General features: G+C 68.9%; 16 protein-coding genes. 3 read left to right on the plus strand and 13 right to left on the minus strand.

Annotation, left to right across the window (positions count from 1 at the left end; genetic code table 11):
- Window positions 1-106 precede the first annotated feature (106 nt).
- The 11 genes from MMF94_RS35120 to MMF94_RS35170 form a co-directional block, all read right to left on the minus strand.
- On the minus strand, window positions 107-1,033 hold the full coding sequence (locus MMF94_RS35120; protein ID WP_241041771.1) for an NADP-dependent oxidoreductase: 927 nt from the start codon (window positions 1,031-1,033) through the stop codon (window positions 107-109).
- A 53-nt stretch (window positions 1,034-1,086) separates the two neighbouring features.
- A complete protein-coding gene (locus MMF94_RS35125) occupies window positions 1,087-1,542 on the minus strand; it encodes a pyridoxamine 5'-phosphate oxidase family protein (RefSeq protein ID WP_241041772.1) in 456 nt (151 codons plus the stop codon).
- 191 nt (window positions 1,543-1,733) lie between these two features.
- Window positions 1,734-2,537, minus strand: a complete 804-nt coding sequence (locus MMF94_RS35130; RefSeq protein ID WP_241041773.1) for an adenylyltransferase/cytidyltransferase family protein — start codon at window positions 2,535-2,537, stop codon at window positions 1,734-1,736.
- Window positions 2,538-2,548: 11 nt separating this feature from the next.
- Window positions 2,549-2,833, minus strand: coding sequence for a muconolactone Delta-isomerase (gene catC, locus MMF94_RS35135; protein ID WP_241041774.1), 285 nt, complete (start codon window positions 2,831-2,833; stop codon window positions 2,549-2,551).
- A gap of 4 nt (window positions 2,834-2,837) precedes the next feature.
- Window positions 2,838-3,962 (minus strand): muconate/chloromuconate family cycloisomerase, encoded by a 1,125-nt coding sequence (locus MMF94_RS35140; protein ID WP_241041775.1) that lies wholly within the window; start codon window positions 3,960-3,962, stop codon window positions 2,838-2,840.
- Window positions 3,963-4,031: 69 nt separating this feature from the next.
- Window positions 4,032-4,889: a dioxygenase family protein gene (locus MMF94_RS35145; protein ID WP_241041776.1), complete on the minus strand. Its 858-nt coding sequence runs from the start codon at window positions 4,887-4,889 to the stop codon at window positions 4,032-4,034.
- A 128-nt stretch (window positions 4,890-5,017) separates the two neighbouring features.
- A complete protein-coding gene (locus MMF94_RS35150; protein ID WP_241041777.1) occupies window positions 5,018-6,601 on the minus strand; it encodes a 4-hydroxyphenylacetate 3-hydroxylase family protein in 1,584 nt (527 codons plus the stop codon).
- Window positions 6,602-6,685: 84 nt separating this feature from the next.
- Entirely contained in the window at window positions 6,686-7,228 is a 543-nt protein-coding gene (locus tag MMF94_RS35155) for a flavin reductase family protein (RefSeq protein WP_241041778.1), read from the minus strand.
- Between the two features lie 77 nt (window positions 7,229-7,305).
- On the minus strand, window positions 7,306-7,737 hold the full coding sequence (locus tag MMF94_RS35160; RefSeq protein WP_241041779.1) for a cupin domain-containing protein: 432 nt from the start codon (window positions 7,735-7,737) through the stop codon (window positions 7,306-7,308).
- Window positions 7,738-7,960: 223 nt separating this feature from the next.
- Window positions 7,961-8,404 carry a cupin domain-containing protein gene (locus MMF94_RS35165; protein WP_241041780.1) on the minus strand — a complete coding sequence of 148 codons (444 nt, stop codon included), beginning with the start codon at window positions 8,402-8,404 and terminating at the stop codon, window positions 7,961-7,963.
- A gap of 127 nt (window positions 8,405-8,531) precedes the next feature.
- Window positions 8,532-9,362, minus strand: a complete 831-nt coding sequence (locus MMF94_RS35170; RefSeq protein ID WP_241041781.1) for an NAD-dependent epimerase/dehydratase family protein — start codon at window positions 9,360-9,362, stop codon at window positions 8,532-8,534.
- Between the two features lie 85 nt (window positions 9,363-9,447).
- On the opposite strand from MMF94_RS35170, the gene sigJ reads away from it, so the two are divergent.
- The 3 genes from sigJ (at window position 9,448) to MMF94_RS35185 (ending at window position 14,243) form a co-directional block, all read left to right on the plus strand.
- Complete coding sequence (gene sigJ, locus MMF94_RS35175) at window positions 9,448-10,335, plus strand: RNA polymerase sigma factor SigJ (protein WP_241041782.1); 888 nt, start codon at window positions 9,448-9,450, stop codon at window positions 10,333-10,335.
- 64 nt (window positions 10,336-10,399) lie between these two features.
- On the plus strand, window positions 10,400-11,488 hold the full coding sequence (locus MMF94_RS35180; RefSeq protein WP_241041783.1) for a lipocalin-like domain-containing protein: 1,089 nt from the start codon (window positions 10,400-10,402) through the stop codon (window positions 11,486-11,488).
- Between the two features lie 430 nt (window positions 11,489-11,918).
- Window positions 11,919-14,243: a molybdopterin-dependent oxidoreductase gene (locus MMF94_RS35185; protein WP_241041784.1), complete on the plus strand. Its 2,325-nt coding sequence runs from the start codon at window positions 11,919-11,921 to the stop codon at window positions 14,241-14,243.
- A 51-nt stretch (window positions 14,244-14,294) separates the two neighbouring features.
- Here the strand turns inward: MMF94_RS35185 and MMF94_RS35190 are convergent, their stop codons facing one another.
- Both MMF94_RS35190 and MMF94_RS35195 read right to left on the minus strand, forming a co-directional pair.
- Window positions 14,295-15,653 (minus strand): hypothetical protein, encoded by a 1,359-nt coding sequence (locus MMF94_RS35190; RefSeq protein WP_241041785.1) that lies wholly within the window; start codon window positions 15,651-15,653, stop codon window positions 14,295-14,297.
- Between the two features lie 124 nt (window positions 15,654-15,777).
- A complete protein-coding gene (locus tag MMF94_RS35195) occupies window positions 15,778-16,947 on the minus strand; it encodes an acyl-CoA dehydrogenase family protein (protein WP_241041786.1) in 1,170 nt (389 codons plus the stop codon).
- Window positions 16,948-16,964 lie beyond the last annotated feature (17 nt).

Genomic DNA, 16,964 nt, shown 5'->3' on the forward strand with positions numbered 1-16,964 from the left:
TCAGCTCGGGGTCGGCACGAACGTGGCAGACGGGACCGGCACCGGCTCTGAGCGCTCACGCGCATCAGCGCCGGTGCCGGTACGTTTCGGCCCCAGGGATTCCGGACTACACCAGCAGCACCACGGGACCGCCGTTGGCGCCCGCCATGGCCCGCTCCAGCGCGGTCGCCGCGTCGGCCAGCGCCAACGCGGCGCCGACCGACAGGCGCAGCCTGCCGTCGCCCAGCAGCGTGCACAGCTCCTCGAGCTGCGCGGCGTCCGGGCGCACGTAGACGTCGGAGACGCTGATGCCGCGGACGCTCTCCGGAGGATCGCCGGTGATGGTCGCCAGCCGGCCGCAGTCGCGCACTGCCAGGACGGCGTGCGAGCTACCACCACGGGCGGCGTTGACCGCGCCGTCGACGCCCACGCCGCCGGTCAGCTCCCGGACGAGCTCGGGCCACCGGCTGTCGTGATAATCGAGCACCTCGGCCGCTCCCGCCTCCGCCACCCGGGCGGCGCTGGACGGTCCGGCGGTTGCGATGACCCGCGCCCCGCGGAGGGCGGCGAGCTGCACGATCAGCCCACCGGTCGTCCCACCCGCGCCGTGGACGAGGACGGTGTCCCCCTCGGCGAGCTCGAGCGACTCGGACAGCACCTGCTCCGCGGTCAGCGCAGGCACCGGGAACGCGCCGGCGACCTCCCACGACACGCTCGGAGGCTTCCGCACGACCAGACCGGCGTCCACGAGGACGCGCTCGGCCCAGCAGCCCTGCTCACGCAGCTGCACGGGGTGACCGAGGACCTCGTCGCCGGGTGTCAGACCCAGCACCTCGGAACCCACAGTGACCACCCTGCCGGCCGCCTCGACGCCGAGCGCCATCGGTGCCTCCCGGCCGACTTTCCACTCCCCGGTGCGGACCAACTCGTCCCAGTTGCCGACCCCGGCCGCGACGACCTCGATGACGGCCTCGCCCGGACCGGGATCACGGGGTTCGGGGAGGTCGAACACCTCGACCTGACCACCGAACTCGCGCACTCCAGCGGCACGCATCACGCATCCTCAATTTCATCGCGAGCGTAGAACAATCTGCAGTCCTTTCCTCTTCAGCTGAGACCATAGGCACGGGCCGATGATTCCGTCACCTCCTGTTCAACCTTTCCCCCGAAGGTATATGCCGGTGACAGCACGGGCAGCACCCGATCCACGTGCACCAGCACGGCACGGTTCGCGGGATATCCGGGCCCGTTGACGCCGAGCAGCCAATCGTGCAGCCAATCGAAGACTTCATCGCCCGGATCCCGGAACTCGGCATGGCCCTTGATCCGGTAGCCGCGCCGGCGAAGGAAGTCGACGGAATTGATCTCGAGACGATTGTCGTGCTGGAGGTTCGCGATCGTGCCCGGCGAGTTGATGTCCATGAAGGCGACGTGCGTATCGTCGTACACCCGCACGGAGGCCTTCGGTGAGAGACTGGGCGAGCCGTCCGGATCAATGGTTGCCACGAACGACAGCCGTGCCTGTTCCACGACGCTCCGGACGTCCTCGTCGACATATGCCATCACTTCTCCCGATCATCCAATTTCCGCCGAGGTCGAGCGAGCTCAGACGGCGGGAGCGACTCAGCTGTCGCAACTACGACGGTACGAGACGGAAGCGGGTCGGCCGGGGTCCACTTGCTCAGCGATTTCACGGACCAATCAACCGGCGGCGGCAAATGGCGGGATCGGCTTTCGGTACCGGCCGCAGGAACTCACGAAGAAGGTTCGACCCTGTCCAGGAACGTCACGTCGATCTCCCCCGTCGGCAGCGGGACGTGCAGGAGTACGGCGCCGTCCGCCCTGACCTCGGCGGCGGTCTCGTGGCCACGCACCAGCACCCGATAGCGGCCAGGGGCGGGCAGCATGGTCGATGTCCGCAGCAGCCCGTCGACACAGCGGCCTCGCACCCGGTGCGGGCGGCCGAGCACCTCCGCGGCCCGAGCCGGGTCACCGGCCCTGAGCAGCTCGCGGACACGGGTGGACGAGCAGCCCGGGACGAGGTCGACGCCGTGGGCGGTGAAGTCGTGACGCAGCCCGAGGTGCGTCAGGAGCCGAACGTCGCCCGCCCCCCGGTGTCCGAAGCGGAAGTTCGCACCGACGACGACGTCGATGGCGCGCAGCGACCCGACCAGCACGTCGTGCACGAAGTCCACGGCGGGGGTACGGGCCATCGCCGCGCCGAAGGGTAGGACGAGCACGGCATCGGCTCCGTGCTCGTGGGCGAGCTCGACCCGGCGGTCCAGACTCACGAGTGGGGTGGTGTCGCGCGGTGGTCCGGCGACCGTTGCCGGATGCGGGTCGAACGTGGTGAGGACGACGGGCCGGCGTCGGCGCCGACCCACCTCGGCCGCGTGGTCGAGGAGGCGGGCGTGGCCACGATGGAGCCCGTCGAACACCCCGAGCACCACCACGGAGCGGCCCCACTGCGACGGGATCTGGTCGGTTCCGTACCAACACGTGGTGGTGGCCGGGGCGGGATGGACCATCGTGGCCGCCATCGGTCGTCTCTCAGCCATCGGATCAGGTGTCACCGGACACTAAGAGCAGAGGGGTGCCTGCAGAGCGGGGTGACCCGGATTGTCATGTACTCGAACAGCGGCAGGTTCCACAGGATGTCGTGCATCTCGTCGGAGGACTCCACGTCGAAAACGCTGACGTTGGAGTACCGCCCGACGACCCGCCAGAGATGTATCCACTTACCCTGCGCCTGGAGGTCTCGGGAGTAGGCCTTCTCCCTGGCCAGGACATCGACTCGCTCCCCGGCGGCGAGATCGTGGGGGATGACGACGTCCATCGTGACGTGGAAGAGCACGGACTCAGGCCCTCCGGAAGGCGCGGACCTTGTCGGGATCGAGGTCGACGCCGAGGCCCGGGCCGTCGGGCAGATGGAGCCGGCCGTCCGCGTAGCGCAGCGGCTCGACGACGATCTCCTCGGCCATCAGCAAGGGTCCGAAGAGCTCGCTCCCCCAGCTCACGCCCGGGGCGGCGCAGGCGAAGTGCAGTGCGGCGGCGGTGCCGATGGGCGACTCGATCGACGTCGCCCCGTGCGACGGAATCCCCCCCGCGGCTCCGATCGCGGCGATCTCCACGCTCGCGCGCAGGCCCCCGCATTTGGTGATCTTGACCGCGAGGATGTCCGCGGCACGCAGTCGGGCGATGCGCAGCGCGTCGGACGGCGTCCGCAACGACTCGTCGGCCATGACCGGAACGGGCAGCACCGCGTTGATCTCAGCGAGCGTCTCGACGTCATGTCCCGGAACAGGCTGCTCGACCATCTCGACCCCTGCCTCCGCCAGCCGCGGCAGGTGGGTGAGTGAGGTGAGCCGGTCCCAACGCGCGTTGAGATCCACCCGGACGCCCGCGACGCCCACCAGCTTCTCGGCGACGGCCTCGACCCGGGCGACATCGGCGGCCGGTTCCTGGGCGCCCATCTTGAGCTTGAACGAGTGGTGCAGGCCGGCGTCGAGCTTGCCGAGCGCCTCCTCGACGACGATCGGGGCGGCCTCGGCGCCGAGCGCCCATGTGACGGGAACGGAGGTGCGGGCCGGGCCGCCGAGCAGGGTGTGGACGGGAACACCGAGGCATCGCGCCCAGGCGTCGTGCAGCGCGACCTCCACCGCCGCCTTAGCGAACAGGTTCGCCGCGACGACGTCGGCGACGTCCCGCAACAGCCGGGCGATGCCGTCGACCCGCCGTCCCAGCAATACCGGGGCGACGTACCGCTCGATGATCACCTGCATGGTCTCGACGGACTCGCCGCCCCACCAGGGACCGGCGGGAACGACGCCTTCCCCCGTTCCCGTGACGCCACCCGCGGTGCGGACGAACACGTACAGCACCGGCTGGGCGTCCATGCTCACCCGTGCGAACCGGTGGGGCCTGCGCAGCGGGATGTCCACCAGGACGGTCTCGACGCGGTCGATCCGCAGATCGTCGCTCACGTTGTCGAATGCCTCTCAGGGGGCGGGCCGGCCCCGGCCTGGGTGCGGGGCCGACCCTGGGAAAGAAGGTCAGGCGCGCTCGAGCACGAAGTCGTAATCGACGCGAAGGCGGCCGTCGGGGCCCGGCTTCGGGTCGAGAACCAGGTCGTCCTTCACGGCCGAGGCGACATCGCCGTCGAGGTACTCGCCACCGGCGAAGTAGAGCTGTGTGGTGATCTGACGGAAGCCCTCGGCCCGGACCATGAGGTGCAGGTGCGCCGGGCGCCACGCGTGCCATCCGGCGGTCTTGATCAGCTTCCCGGTCGGTCCGTCCGTCGGGATCTGGTACGGGGCGGGCAGGATCGTGGTGATCTCGAAACGCCCGTCCTCGTCCACGGTGACGACGCCCCTGAGCAATCCCTCCGGAAGATGTGGGGCGAAGCCGGAGTAGAACCCGTCCGCCGCGTTCTGCCAGATGTCGACCTCGGCATTCGGCAGCGGCGCCCCCGCGAGGTCGCGGACCTGCCCGGCGAGCACCAGCAGGGTGCCCGGCTCGTCGTCGCGCATCGGGAGGGTGGTGACAGGCGGGAAGTGCTGCTGGTCAGGAAGGTAGTATGGCCCCTCGATCGAGCCCACGGTTCCCTGCTGCGACTCGGCGGCGACCTCCTCGACCACGTGCTCGACGAAGACGTCGAGGAACAGGGGCCACTCGCCGTTCTCACCGACCTCCATGAGCCAGCGCTTGGCGGTCTGGAACTCCGGGTAGGTGATCTTGTGTTCGCGGATGACGGCGTTCACCGCGTCGATCACGTCGTGGGCGACCGTGCTCAACCGCTCCTGCGACGACGCGGCCTGGCCGTGGCGGGCGGCACTGGCACGCGCCGCCTCCGAGGCGTTCGCGCCGGAGCCGGCAGCCGTTGGGCTGACGTCTGGCTTGGTCGTGGTCATGTGTCCTCCTTGTGGATACGCGTCAGCGGCAGAGCTGGGACACAACGTCGTTGTTGCCGATCAGGTCGGGTTCGGTGGTCTCGTCCGGCCAGGCCCGTGAGCCGCCGGTCGGGTCAGGTCGCTCTCTTTCACTTCCTCCCGAGCAGGCCGACGACCTGACTGTCACCCGGGTTGATGAGGTCGGGGACGGTCCAGCCGTCGAGGTCGTACTCGGACATGCACCGTTCGGCGAAGCCCTTCATCGCGTTCGCGGTGCCGGACTGCTCGGCGGCGAACAGCAGTTCCGCACGCACACCCTCGTGATTGCCCGAGTAGTTGCGCTCGTAGAGCTCGTGGCGACCGCCGAATTCGGAGCCGATCGAGTCCCAGATCAGCTTCATCAGCTTGACCCGGTCCACGGCGTCGTAGCCGTTCGAGCCGCGCACGTATTTGTCCAGATAGGGGCGTACCTCCGGCGACAGGAAATCGGCACTGTGCGACGGCAGGTAGATCAGCGAGGCGCCGAGATCCTGCATGATGATCTCGCGAACGCGCGGGTAGCCGAGCGTCATGAACCAGCGGTAGGCCAGCCCGTAGTCGGCGTTGGGCAGCTTCGAGCCGTTGACCCACTCGGTCGGGTTGGCGCACATCGCGTCCGACAGCCCCCAGAACATGTTCCGCCAGGCGATGACCTCACCGACGCGGGTCTGCACGCCGCGGAAGTCCTTGCTGCCGGTGACCTCCAAGCCCTTCATCAACAGCCCGCCGATGAAGTCGAGCTTGACCGCCAGACGGGTCACGCCGTGGAACGTGAAGCGTTGCAGGAACCCCGAACCCGGGAAGAACGACGAGACCTTCTCCGGGTCTCCGTAACTGAACACGTTCTCCCACGGGATCAGCACTTTGTCGAGCACGAAGATCGTGTCGTTCTCATCCATCCGCGAGGACAGCGGGTAGTCGAACGGGCTGCCCATGGTGTTGGCCTGCTGGGCGTACGAGGGCCGGCAGATCAGTTTCATGCCGGGCGTGCCCATCGGCACGGTGCAGACCAGTGAGTACTCCCGCTTCTTGATCGGCAGACCGTAGTGGCCGAGGAAGTTGTAGTGGGTGATCGCCGACCCGGTCGCGACGACCTTCGCCCCCGAGACGACAACACCCTTGTCGTTCTCCTCCTCCACGTGCATGAACACGTCGGAGACCTCGTCCGGGTTGCGGTGCCGGTCCACCGGCGGATTGATGATCGCGTGGTTCCAGTACAGGAGCCTCTCCTGGGACTCCTCGTACCAGCGCCGCGCATTTCGGGAGTACGGGTCGTAGTACTCGGAGTTCGCGCCCAGCGTGCCCAGGAACGCAGCCTTGTAGTCAGGGGAACGGCCCATGTACCCGTAGGTCATCCGTGCCCACTCGGCAATCGCGTCCCGGTCGGCCTTGAGGTCCTCCACCGAGTGCGGGGTCCGGAAGAACGGGTGCGTGACCCCGGTGCTGCCGGTGTCGGTCGCCGTGGTGAGCACGTCGGCCTTGGCCGGGTCGTGCATCGAGTCGTAGAGCCGGGCCGTCATCCGCACCGCATTGCGAAACGCCGGGTGAGTGGTGACGTCGGCGACCTTCTCTCCGTAGAGATACACCTCGCGCCCGTCACGCAGGCTCTCGACGTACTCGTCGCCGGTCATCGGTCGGGTTGCCCGGCCCTCGCCACTCGTGGGGGTTGGGACCGAATCCTGCTGCAAGGTCATGCGTTCCTCATTCCATGGTGATTCAGACATCAGTCGACAGCAGCCGGCGACCGAAATGTGGTGCCGACGCTGACGAATCGGGCGTCAGAAGCCGACGGAGGAGAACCAGGAAATGCCGCCGGGTCCGTCGGCAGAGTCGTCCCAGAGCAGCGGGTCGTGATTGCCGCCGAGATGGTGGAATTTTCCGGTGTGGAACAGCAAGGGCCGTCCGTCGTAGATCCGGAACTCCTGCACCTCGCCCAGGTACAGCACGTGGTCGCCGCCGTCGTAGTGCTGCCACGGTACGCACGAGATATGCGCCAGCGTCCCGTCCAGTCGTGGAGAGCCGCAGTCGTCGTCCGCCGCCCACGCCACGTCCTGGTTGGGCCGGCCTGCGAAGTGCAGTGCGAGGTCCTTCTGCGCCGCCTCGAGCACGTTGACCGTGAACGGTCGCGAATCGACCAGGCCACAGACCTTCGACCGCCGGTCCAGCGACACCAGTACCAGCGGGGGTTCGAGGGACACCGCGGTGAACGCGTTCACCGTCGCCCCGTGGGGTGCCTCGTCGTCGCCGCGGCAGGTGATCACCGTGACGCCTGTGGTGAAATGCCCCAGACATTTCCGGAGCTCTCGCGGATGAATCGCCATCGCTTGCCCCTCCTGAAAGGAACGCCGCCGTTACGGGATCCCGGTTCGTACCGGTTCTCCTGACGTGCGCGGGCGCGTCACGGTCGAGGAGCGCGGCGGGACCGGCGTTCGTCGAGCTCGTCCGCGCTCACCGGGATCAGCATCGGCCGGCCGGCAACGCAGAACATGGTGACCAGGAAATGGGTCTCGACGTCGGCGAGATTGTTGCCGTCTTGGTAGTGGATCACGTCGCCGCCCGGTTCCCAGAAGCTCTCCCCGGCGCGTACGACACGCTCGGGCTCGCCCTCCAGCTCGAAGATCATCGCGCCCTGAACCACGTAGCCGAAGGCAGGGCCGGTGTGGCGATGGGGCGGGTTACCTGCGCTGCCCGGCGGCAGTTTGACCAGGAGGGTCATCACCTCTGACGCATCGGGCACCGGCGGAGCCGGCACGGAGCTGATGACCTCGAACCGCGGCGCGGGCGTCGTGCGGTTCGGGTCGTCGATGTGGTGCGAGTGGTCAACGGGCATGGCTACTCCTCACTGGTCCTGGAGGCGACCTGGCGTCACCGGGCTTCCGGTTATGACGAGACGGCGTCCCCCGTCTGTGACATCCGGCCCCGGTTCAGCGGTCGCAGACCGCAGTGGCTTCCGCCACACGACAGCCGCCGAGCACGTGTTCGGCGGCCGGTGGGTCGGAGGAGCGACCGGGTGCTCCTCCGACCCACCGGATCATGCGCGAACCCGTCGGGGGTTACCGGTCACCGGCGCCGGACTGCTGCGGCTTCGCCTGCTGGTCGACCACCGGTCCGGGGTGGCGGAGGTGCTTGCGCGCCTCGAGTTCCTCGGGCTCGACGTAGGTCAGCATCGGCTCATCGGGCTTGCAGGCCATGACGACCACGAACCGAGCCCAGACGTCACCGGGGTTCGCTGCCTGGTAGTGGATCCGGTCGCCGCCGGGCTCCCAGATCGTGTCGCCCTGCCGGATGAGGACCGGTGCATCCCCTTCCAGCTCGAAGATCATCTCGCCTTCCAGCATGTAGCCGTAGACCGGGCCGGAATGCCGGTGCGGCCGCGATCCCGGGTTGTTCGGCGGAATCTCGACGACCGCGGTCATCATGTGTCCGGCCGACGGGAGCTCCGACATGTCGTGCTCATCGAGCACTTTGATCTGGGTCTCGAGCTCAGCAGAACTCATGTCAGGTACCTACTTTCGACGCATTCTCGTGTTGTTGCTCTGCAACTGCAGACCGCGCCGGTGGCGCGGTGTTCGGAGACGGCCGCAATCGGCCGAGTGATGTGGTGATCGACCGGGAACGGGCCCCTCACCCGCGCGGCCGGGGGAAACCCGTCCGCCAGCTCGGGTGGGCAGGCGTCCAGCCCGCTGCCCGGGCCTTCGCGTTGGAGACGGCGCGGCCGACGGGGGCACCCTCGGGGAGCGGCACCGGCTGCGGGGCGGGCGCACCGATGCCGGCCGCGTAGACCGGCAGCCACTCGGTCGCCGGCGCGGGCTCGTCGTCGACGACGTGGTAGATCCCGTCGGGCCAGTCGAGGGACTGCACGGTCGCCGCGACCACATCGTCGACGTGCACGAACGACGTGATCGCGGGGTTCGCCTGCATCTGGCCGGCGGACACCGCGACCGCGATCCGCCCGCCGGGCGCGTACCAGGTCCCGGGCCCGTACAGCATTCCGTAGCGCAGCACGGTGCTGCGCGGGAGGCGGCGAGCCAGACCCTCCATGACGCCGACAGCCGTGCCTGGCACGATCGGGTCGTCCTCGGTGGCCGGCGTGTCGCCGTCCGGGAAGACCCAGGTGATGCTCTGCACGATCATCCGGTCGACGCCCGCGGCTGTGGCACCTGCCACGAGGTTCGCCGTGCCTTCGCGGCGGACCCGGGCATTGGCTTCCCAGTCGTTGCCGCTCAGATCCGTGAGCTGGTGCAGGAGGAGATCAGGCGCCGCCTCGGTGAGCGTGGCGGCCACCCGTTCCGCGTCATGGACGTCGAGGAGTACCCCGCAGGCACCGAGGCTCTCCAGGAGCGCGAGCCGGTCCTCACGCCGGGTCGTCGCGACCACCTCGTGCCCCGCGGCGACGAGCTCGGGGAGGATCCGGGATCCGATGACGCCGGTTCCACCAGCAAGCAAGATTCGCATGCCCACAGGACGGAGCAGCCGACCCGGACGTGAGGCGCCCGACGTCCGGACCGTGCTTCGTCACAGTGACGGAGGGGAGATCACCATGACCGCGCAGGAGATCGACGCCGAGGTGATCGGTGAGCGGCGGCGTCTGCTGTCGCTGGCGTTCCGCATGCTCGGCACCGTGGCCGAGGCGGAGGACGCCGTCCAGGAGACCTACATCCGGTGGTACCGGCTGAGCCAGGCCCAGCGCGATGCCGTCGAGGTCCCCCGCGCCTGGCTGACCCGCGTCGCGAGCCGGGTGTGCCTCGACGTGCTGGGCTCGGCCCGTGTGCGGCGGGAGCGCTACGTCGGCCCGTGGCTGCCCGAACCGGTGCCCTCCCTGGCCTTCACCGACCCGGCGCTCGATGACCCGGCCGACCGGGCCACCCTGGACGAGTCGATCAGCACGGCCCTGCTCGTGGTGCTGGAGTCGATGACTCCGGCCGAGCGGGTCGCGTTCGTGCTGCACGACGTCTTCGCGATGCCGTTCGGTGAGATCGCCGAGGTCGTGGGGCGCACGCCCGCCGCCTGCCGCCAGCTCGCCACCTCGGCGCGGCGGCGCGTGGACGGCACCCGGAGCGGCCGGGTCTCCCGGGCAGCGCACGACGCGACCGTTCGCGCGTTCGCCGCGGCGGCGCGGGCAGGCGACCTCATCGCGCTCGTCACGACGCTGGACCCGGACGTCGTTCTCCGCTCCGACGGCGGCGGCCTCGTGAGGGCGGCACTGCACCCGGTCCGCGGCTCGGACAAGGTGGCCCGATTCCTGCTCGGCGCCCTGGGGAAGAGCCCTGCGGCAGAGGTGCTCGAACTGGAGACCCCCGACGGCCTCGGCTTCGCGTTGTGGGCCGAGAGCCGGGTGGTCGGTGTCGTGACGCTCGAGGTCACGACGGACCGGATCACCGACGTCCGGATGGTCGTCAATCCCGAGAAGCTGACTCTCTGGAACTGACTCCTCACGATCCGGGCAGCTGCGTCGTCCTCTCCGGCAACAGAACCCGAAGGAGACGGACAGCATGACCCAGCAGGCAGGCATCGCCCGCACCGACGCCGACTACCGACGCATCGGCATCAGCCCGGACGTCGTCGCGGAGTGGGAGGACGGCGCCCGCACCGACGGGCGCCGGGGCACCTACGAGTGGTGGTATTTCGACGCCCACCTCGACGACGGCGCCACGCTCGTCGTCATCTTCATGACGAAGGACCTGTCCACACCGGGCAAGCCGCTGAGCCCGATGATCCGGCTGAACCTCGACGTGCCCGGCGGGCCCCAGTACAACGTCATCCAGGACTTCCCCGCGACGTCGTTCTCGGCCGGGACCGACCGCGCCGACGTCCGGATCGCCGGCAACGTCTTCTCCGGCGACCTCGCCCACTACGAGATCCGGGCCGACGTCGGCGGCGTGCGAGTCGACGTCACCCTCGACGCCGAGATCCGCCCGTGGCGCCCGCACACCGGCTACGTGGTCTTCGGGGAGGAGCAGGATCTCGAGTTCTCCTGGCTCCCTGCCGTCCCGCAGGGGACGGTTCGCGGCTCCTACGAGGTGGCGGGCGTGCGCACCGAGATCACCGGCGTCGGTTACCACGACCACAACTGGGGCAACGTCGGGATGATGTCGATCATCAACGACTGGTACTGGGCCCGCGGCCAGGCCGGTCCCTACTCGGTGATCGCCTCGTACGTCACCGCCCACGAGAAGTACGGCTACGAGCCGATCCCGATCTTCATGCTCGCCCGCGACGGTCGGGTCGTCGCCGACGACGCGTCGCGGGTCCGCTTCGAGGCGCTCGACACCTACCTCGACGAGAAGACCGGCAAGCCCGTGGCCCGCACCACCCGGTACCACTACGACGACGGCGACGAGGGCTATGTCGTCACCTTCACGAAGCAGCGCGACCTGGTCGCCAACACCTTCGTCGAGCAGATCACGGGCTGGCGCAAGATCGCCGCGCGCCTCCGCGGCGTCGACGGCGCCTACCTGCGCTTCACCGGCTCCCTGACGATCGAGCACCACAAGAACGGCGAGACCGTCGAGACGTTCACCGAGGAGGCGATCTGGGAGCTGATGTACTTCGGCCACGCCCGTACCGGGACGCTCAAGTAATCGAGTCCTGCGAGCTGACGGACTACGTCCGCTCGGCACCCTCGGCTCCACGGTGGTTCGTCGAGGTCCGGGCCGAGGTCAGCCGAGCTCGAGCCCGCGCGCGCCGTCACCAGCGGCGGCCACCCCCGAGCCGACGGCCTGCGGTGCCGACCATCGTCGTCCGGCGAAGTGGTGGTTGGCCCTGTGGAAGTTCCGGTCGCATCCCGGGCCGGCCCGGGCGTTCATCCGGTCGTTCGCCCCGCTCGTCGTGTGACGCAGGTGACTGATGTCCGGGCACCGGATCGCGGCACGCTGTCACAGATGGGGAGCGCCGTCCCGTCTTCACGAGGGCGTCGGGACTCCCGGTCGCCGAAGCACAGCGAGGAATCAGGACTGTCGTCAGAAATGCATTACCGCTGACCCATTCCCCGCCGGACAGGAGATTCGCACGATGGCCGCACGACGCACTCGCAGCGCTCAGACCGCATCGCACTGGGGCGTGTACCGGGTGGAGACCGACCGCGACACCGGCGAGGTGATGTCCACCAGCGGAGTGCCGTTCGACCCCGACCCGTCGCCCATCCAGGCCGCATTGCCCGAGGTGGTGAGGGACCGGTTGCGGATCGACCGGCCCTACGTGCGAGAGGGCTACCTGCGCTCGGGCGGCGCAGGCCGGGAGCGGCGGGGGGCTGAGCCGTTCGTTCCGGTGAGCTGGGACACCGCGCTCGACCTGGTGATCGACGCACTGTTGGCGGCCAGGGCGGCGGGTGGAAACGAGTCGCTGTACGGCGGCTCGTACGGTTGGGCCAGCGCAGGGCGGCTGCACCATTCCCCCAGCGTGCTGAAGCGGTTCCTCGGGCTGTTCGGCGGCTACACCGACAAGATCGGAAACCACAGCTTCGGCGCGGCACTGGGCGTCATGCCCTACATTCTCGGGCGTTCCGACGTCAGCCGGCTGGTCGTGCCGTGGCCGGAAGTGGTGGCCAACACGCGGCTGTTCGTGATGTTCGGTGGCGCATCGCTGAAGAATGCGCAGATCGATTCGGGTGGCGCGGTCAACCACGACAACGCCGAGTGGTTCCGAAAGGCGCACGCGGCCGGGGTCGATGTGGTGTGCATCAGCCCGTATCGGCACGACGTCCCGGACGAGGTCGCGCCGGAGTGGCTGCCGATCCGGCCCAACACCGACGTGGCGCTCATGCTCGGCCTGGCCCACACGCTGGTCGTCGAAGGCGTGGTGGACCGGGAGTTCACGCACACACACTGCACGGGCTACGCCGAGTTCGAGCGTTATCTCACCGGCGGTGAGGACGGCGTCGCCAAGGACGCCGGGTGGGCGGCCGGCGTGACGGGCTTGCCGGCGTCGACGATCGAGACGCTCGCCCGGCGGATGGCGGGCACCAGGACCCTGGTGAACACGGCGTGGGCCGTGCAGCGCGCCCACCACGGCGAGCAGGCTGTGTGGGCGACCGTCGCTGTGGCCGCGATGCTCGGCCAGATCGGCCTGCCCGGCGGCGGGTTCAGCCTCGGGCACGGCGCCATGAGCGGCATCGCACTGCCCTGTCCGCCAGGGATTCCCCGGCCGACGTTGCCGCTGGGGCCCAACCCGGTGACGGCGAAGATCCCGGTCGGGCGGGTTCACGAACTGCTGTTGCGGCCCGGCGAGACCATGGAGCACGACGGCACGGAGATTCGGCTGCCGCCCACTGAGCTGATCTACTCGGCAGGTGGGAATCCCTTCCATCACAACCTGAACCTCAACCGGTTCGTCACCGCCTGGCAGCAGCCCGGCACGGTGATCGTGCACGAGCCGTGGTGGAGCCCGCCGGCGAAGTTCGCCGACATCGTGCTGCCGTCCACCACCACGATGGAACGCAACGACATCGCGGCGGCCGAACACAGCCGCCATTGGATCGCCATGCAGCAGGTGGTGGCGCCGTATGCGCAGGCGCGCAACGACATCGACATCTTCGGCGAGCTCGCCGACCGTCTCGGGTTCGGGGCGGAATACCACTGCGGCCGGACCGAGATGCAGTGGCTGCGGCACATGTACGACGAGGCGCGAGCCACCGCCCATCACCGGGGGTTCGACCCACCGGAGTTCGACGAGTTCTGGGCGAGCGGCTCCTATGAGTTCCCGATGCCGGCCGAGCAGGCCACGCTGCTCGCCGACTTCCGCGCCGGACGGGCGCTGAACACGCCGTCCGGCAAGATCGAGCTGGTCAGTGAGGTGATCCGGGCGTTCGGCTACGACGACTGCCCACCGCACCCGACATGGCTGGAACCGGCGGAGTGGCTGGGCGGTCCGCGGGCCGCCCGCTACCCGCTGCACCTGCTCACCAACCAGCCCACGCACCGGCTGCACAGCCAGTTGGACAACTCGACGCTGTCCCGCGCGGCCAAGGTGTCGGGTCGCGAGGCGATCCTGATCAACGCCGAGGACGCCGCCCGCCGCGATCTGCGGGGCGGCGACGTCGTGCGGGTGTTCAACGACCGCGGCGCGTTCATCGCCGGCGTGCGGATCGTCGGGTCCGACACGCTGCTGCCCGGTGTGGCACAGATACCCACCGGCGCCTGGTACGACCCGTTGGAGCCCGGCGTGGTCGGCACGCTGGAGAAGCACGGCAACCCGAACGTCGTTACGTCCGACCGGGGCACCTCGAGGCTGACTCAGTGCCCGGCCGCGCAGACCTGCCTGGTCGAGATCGAACGATGCGACAGCCCGCCACCGGTCACGGCCTTCGACCTTCCCGAGATGGTGGACGAACGGCCGTGACCGACGAGGCTGAGTTGGCCGTCGTATGTGTCGAATCGACGTCCCAGGCGGCTATGGAGCGAGCAGAACCGTGTTGGGGTGGGCGCCGAGGCGTGTGTCGATCACCACGTCCCGGTTGGGGGCGTCAGGAGCCAGGTGACGTACCCAGATACTGGCCGCTGCGCCGTCGATGGTGAAGGGGCTGAGTACGAACGGGACCCGTGCGACGACCTGCCGGCCGGAGTTCTGATCGCGGTAGGGCATGGCGACGAGGTCGGGGTCGACGCGGCGTTGCAGGACCAGCGGAGATCTGCGGGCGGCGCGGATGAGCGTGGGTAGCCAGTTCGCATCGGAGATCCGGCTGCCGAAGAGCATGCCGGTGCCGGCTCTGCCGAAGACGGGTTTGGCGATCAACCGGGTGCGTCGGGTGGCGGCGGTGCGCAGCAGGTCCGGTTGGGTGGTGGGGTCGGTGGTGAGGCCCAGGCATGCGGTCCAGGGGACGTGGGTGTGGACGAGGTCCTCGTCGGGTGCGGTAAGCAGGCCGGCGGCCGCGTCCGCATGGATCCAGGCGAGCACTGCTTTGGAGGAGATCAGGTACGACTCGGTGCGTGGGAACAGTCCGAGGGTTGCGGTGCGGTCGGCGGCTCGGAGCGCGGCGAGGGCGCCGCGGTCGTATCTGATGCGGTGCCCGCCCCATTCCAGCAGCACCACGTCGATCGGGACGTCACCGGCCAGCAGTCGAGCGGCGGGGTCGAGGCGTAGGTCGGCGAGATCGGCCACCACCGGTTCCAGGCCCGCCCGGCGCACCGCACCCAGAGTGGAGCGGCCCGGTGTGTGGTGTCGGATCGTGTGGTGGTGGTCGCTCGCCCAGTAGGAGGGAATCAGCGCTCGCCGCGTTATGCCCTGGCTGTGGTCGGTGGGTGGTGTTCGGGCCAGGGCCGCGAATCGTGCCGTCACCGCGGACGGCGGCGGGGACAGGCCGCTGCCGGGGCACAGCCGGGCATAGCATTCCGCCAGTTGCGAGGACTGTCGGGTGCCGGCAAGGCGATTGCTGGTGTTGAGCTCCAGGAGCTGCGGTCGGCCCTGTTCGATCAGAAAGTCGGGGCGGGCGTAGCGGGTGAGTTCTGTGGCGACCAGCGGCCGGTCCGGATCCATCAGCGGAAGATCACGGGGAAACCGCAGCACCGCGTACAGCTCTCCCACGGTCGAGGCACGGCGACGACACGCCTGCACCCCCAGGTGCAACAACCGCGCCGCCACAGCTTCGAGATGCCGGTAGGACTGTTCGACGACGATCAGCGGCCGCAGAGGCTCCCAGCCCACGCCGTCGACGCCCTGAGCTCGGTAGAGATCCCACCCTGTCGACACCGTACGACGAGCGAGGAACTCGTGGCGCAGTTCTTCGGGCAGCGCCTCCCACGAATCACGCACCAGGGGAGGGAGCGGTTCGTGGCCGGCAACGGGCCGGCATGTTGTCCAAGTATGTTCCTCGTCTCGATGAGGGCGCACATGACGTTGCGATCCGGGCCGTCCCGCCCGGCTGAAGGAAGACACGTCACAGGAATGGCAGAGGCGGGTCCTGGCCGAAATACATCCCGCCGGCCCATTCCCACATTTTCCTCTTCGCCACCACGTGCTGGGCGATGGTATCCAGATCCCGCATCTGTCGCCCCAATGGGCAACCATCCTGGATAGCAACGGTGCCGACCGTGTCGACAAGCAGCCGGACAGCAGTGCGACACTCCGAAACCGTATGGGCGAAGAGGCCGACGAGCTGAGCCCGCTGCTCCAGGGAGGGCTCGTCGCCTGCCACGACCGTGCTCCAGATGGTGCCGACGGTGTCGTACACGTAGCTGCGAGCCGCGCCGACCATCGCTCGGGCCCGGGCGATATCGGCCCGGACATACGGTTCATTGCGGGCAGGGGTCATCTCCGGCATCAACAGCTTGCCGTCGAGAATCGACGCCGCCACTTCGCAGGCATCGAGCGCGACGCCCACGGGCACGCCGAAGAAATTGACCACGAACATTCCGCGCCAGCGGTAGAGCGGTCCGGACCGGTAGCTCTGGCCGTAGACCCAGGTGTTCTCTGCCGGTACGAATGCATCGTTGATCGCGTAGTCGTGGCTCCCGCTTCCGGCCATGCCCAGGGGGCTCCACGTGTCGAGTACCTGCCACTGTGCCGCCGGCAACATTGCTATCCGCGCCTCCGGCGTGCCGTCGGCGAGGAGCCGGGGCGACCCGTTCTCAGTGACACGGGCACCGCCCACGATGACGTCCGCATGAGTCACCCCACTGCCGAACGACCATCGACCGGACAGTCGATAGCCGCCGTCAGACACATCGAGGGTGCCGACCGGAGAGACCCACCCGGCAGTCACCGCGTCCAGATGGGGGTAGAGCGACCGGGCGGCGGCATCGTCGAGATAGCCGCTGTAGAAGCCGCTGTCGGAACCGATCATCGCGCACCAGCCGGCTGAGGCATCAGCACGGGACAGCGTTTCGATGATCTCGATCTGCCGGCAGATGTCGACCTCGGGCCCTCCCCACGCCGCAGGCATGGCCATGCGAAACACGCCGGTGGACCGGAGTGCGTCGACAACCGGCTCCGTCAGGCGGCGAGCGGCTTCCCCCTCGGCAGCGTGCTCCCGCAGCAACGGCCTGATCTTCTCGACATTGGCGAGGACAGCCCCACCATCCAACGCCGACCCGTTATCAGCCTGCACTGTGCTTGGACCTCAAT

Origin of the sequence: Pseudonocardia alaniniphila (genome assembly GCF_022524485.1) — a bacterium.
Classification (GTDB): domain Bacteria; phylum Actinomycetota; class Actinomycetes; order Mycobacteriales; family Pseudonocardiaceae; genus Pseudonocardia; species Pseudonocardia alaniniphila.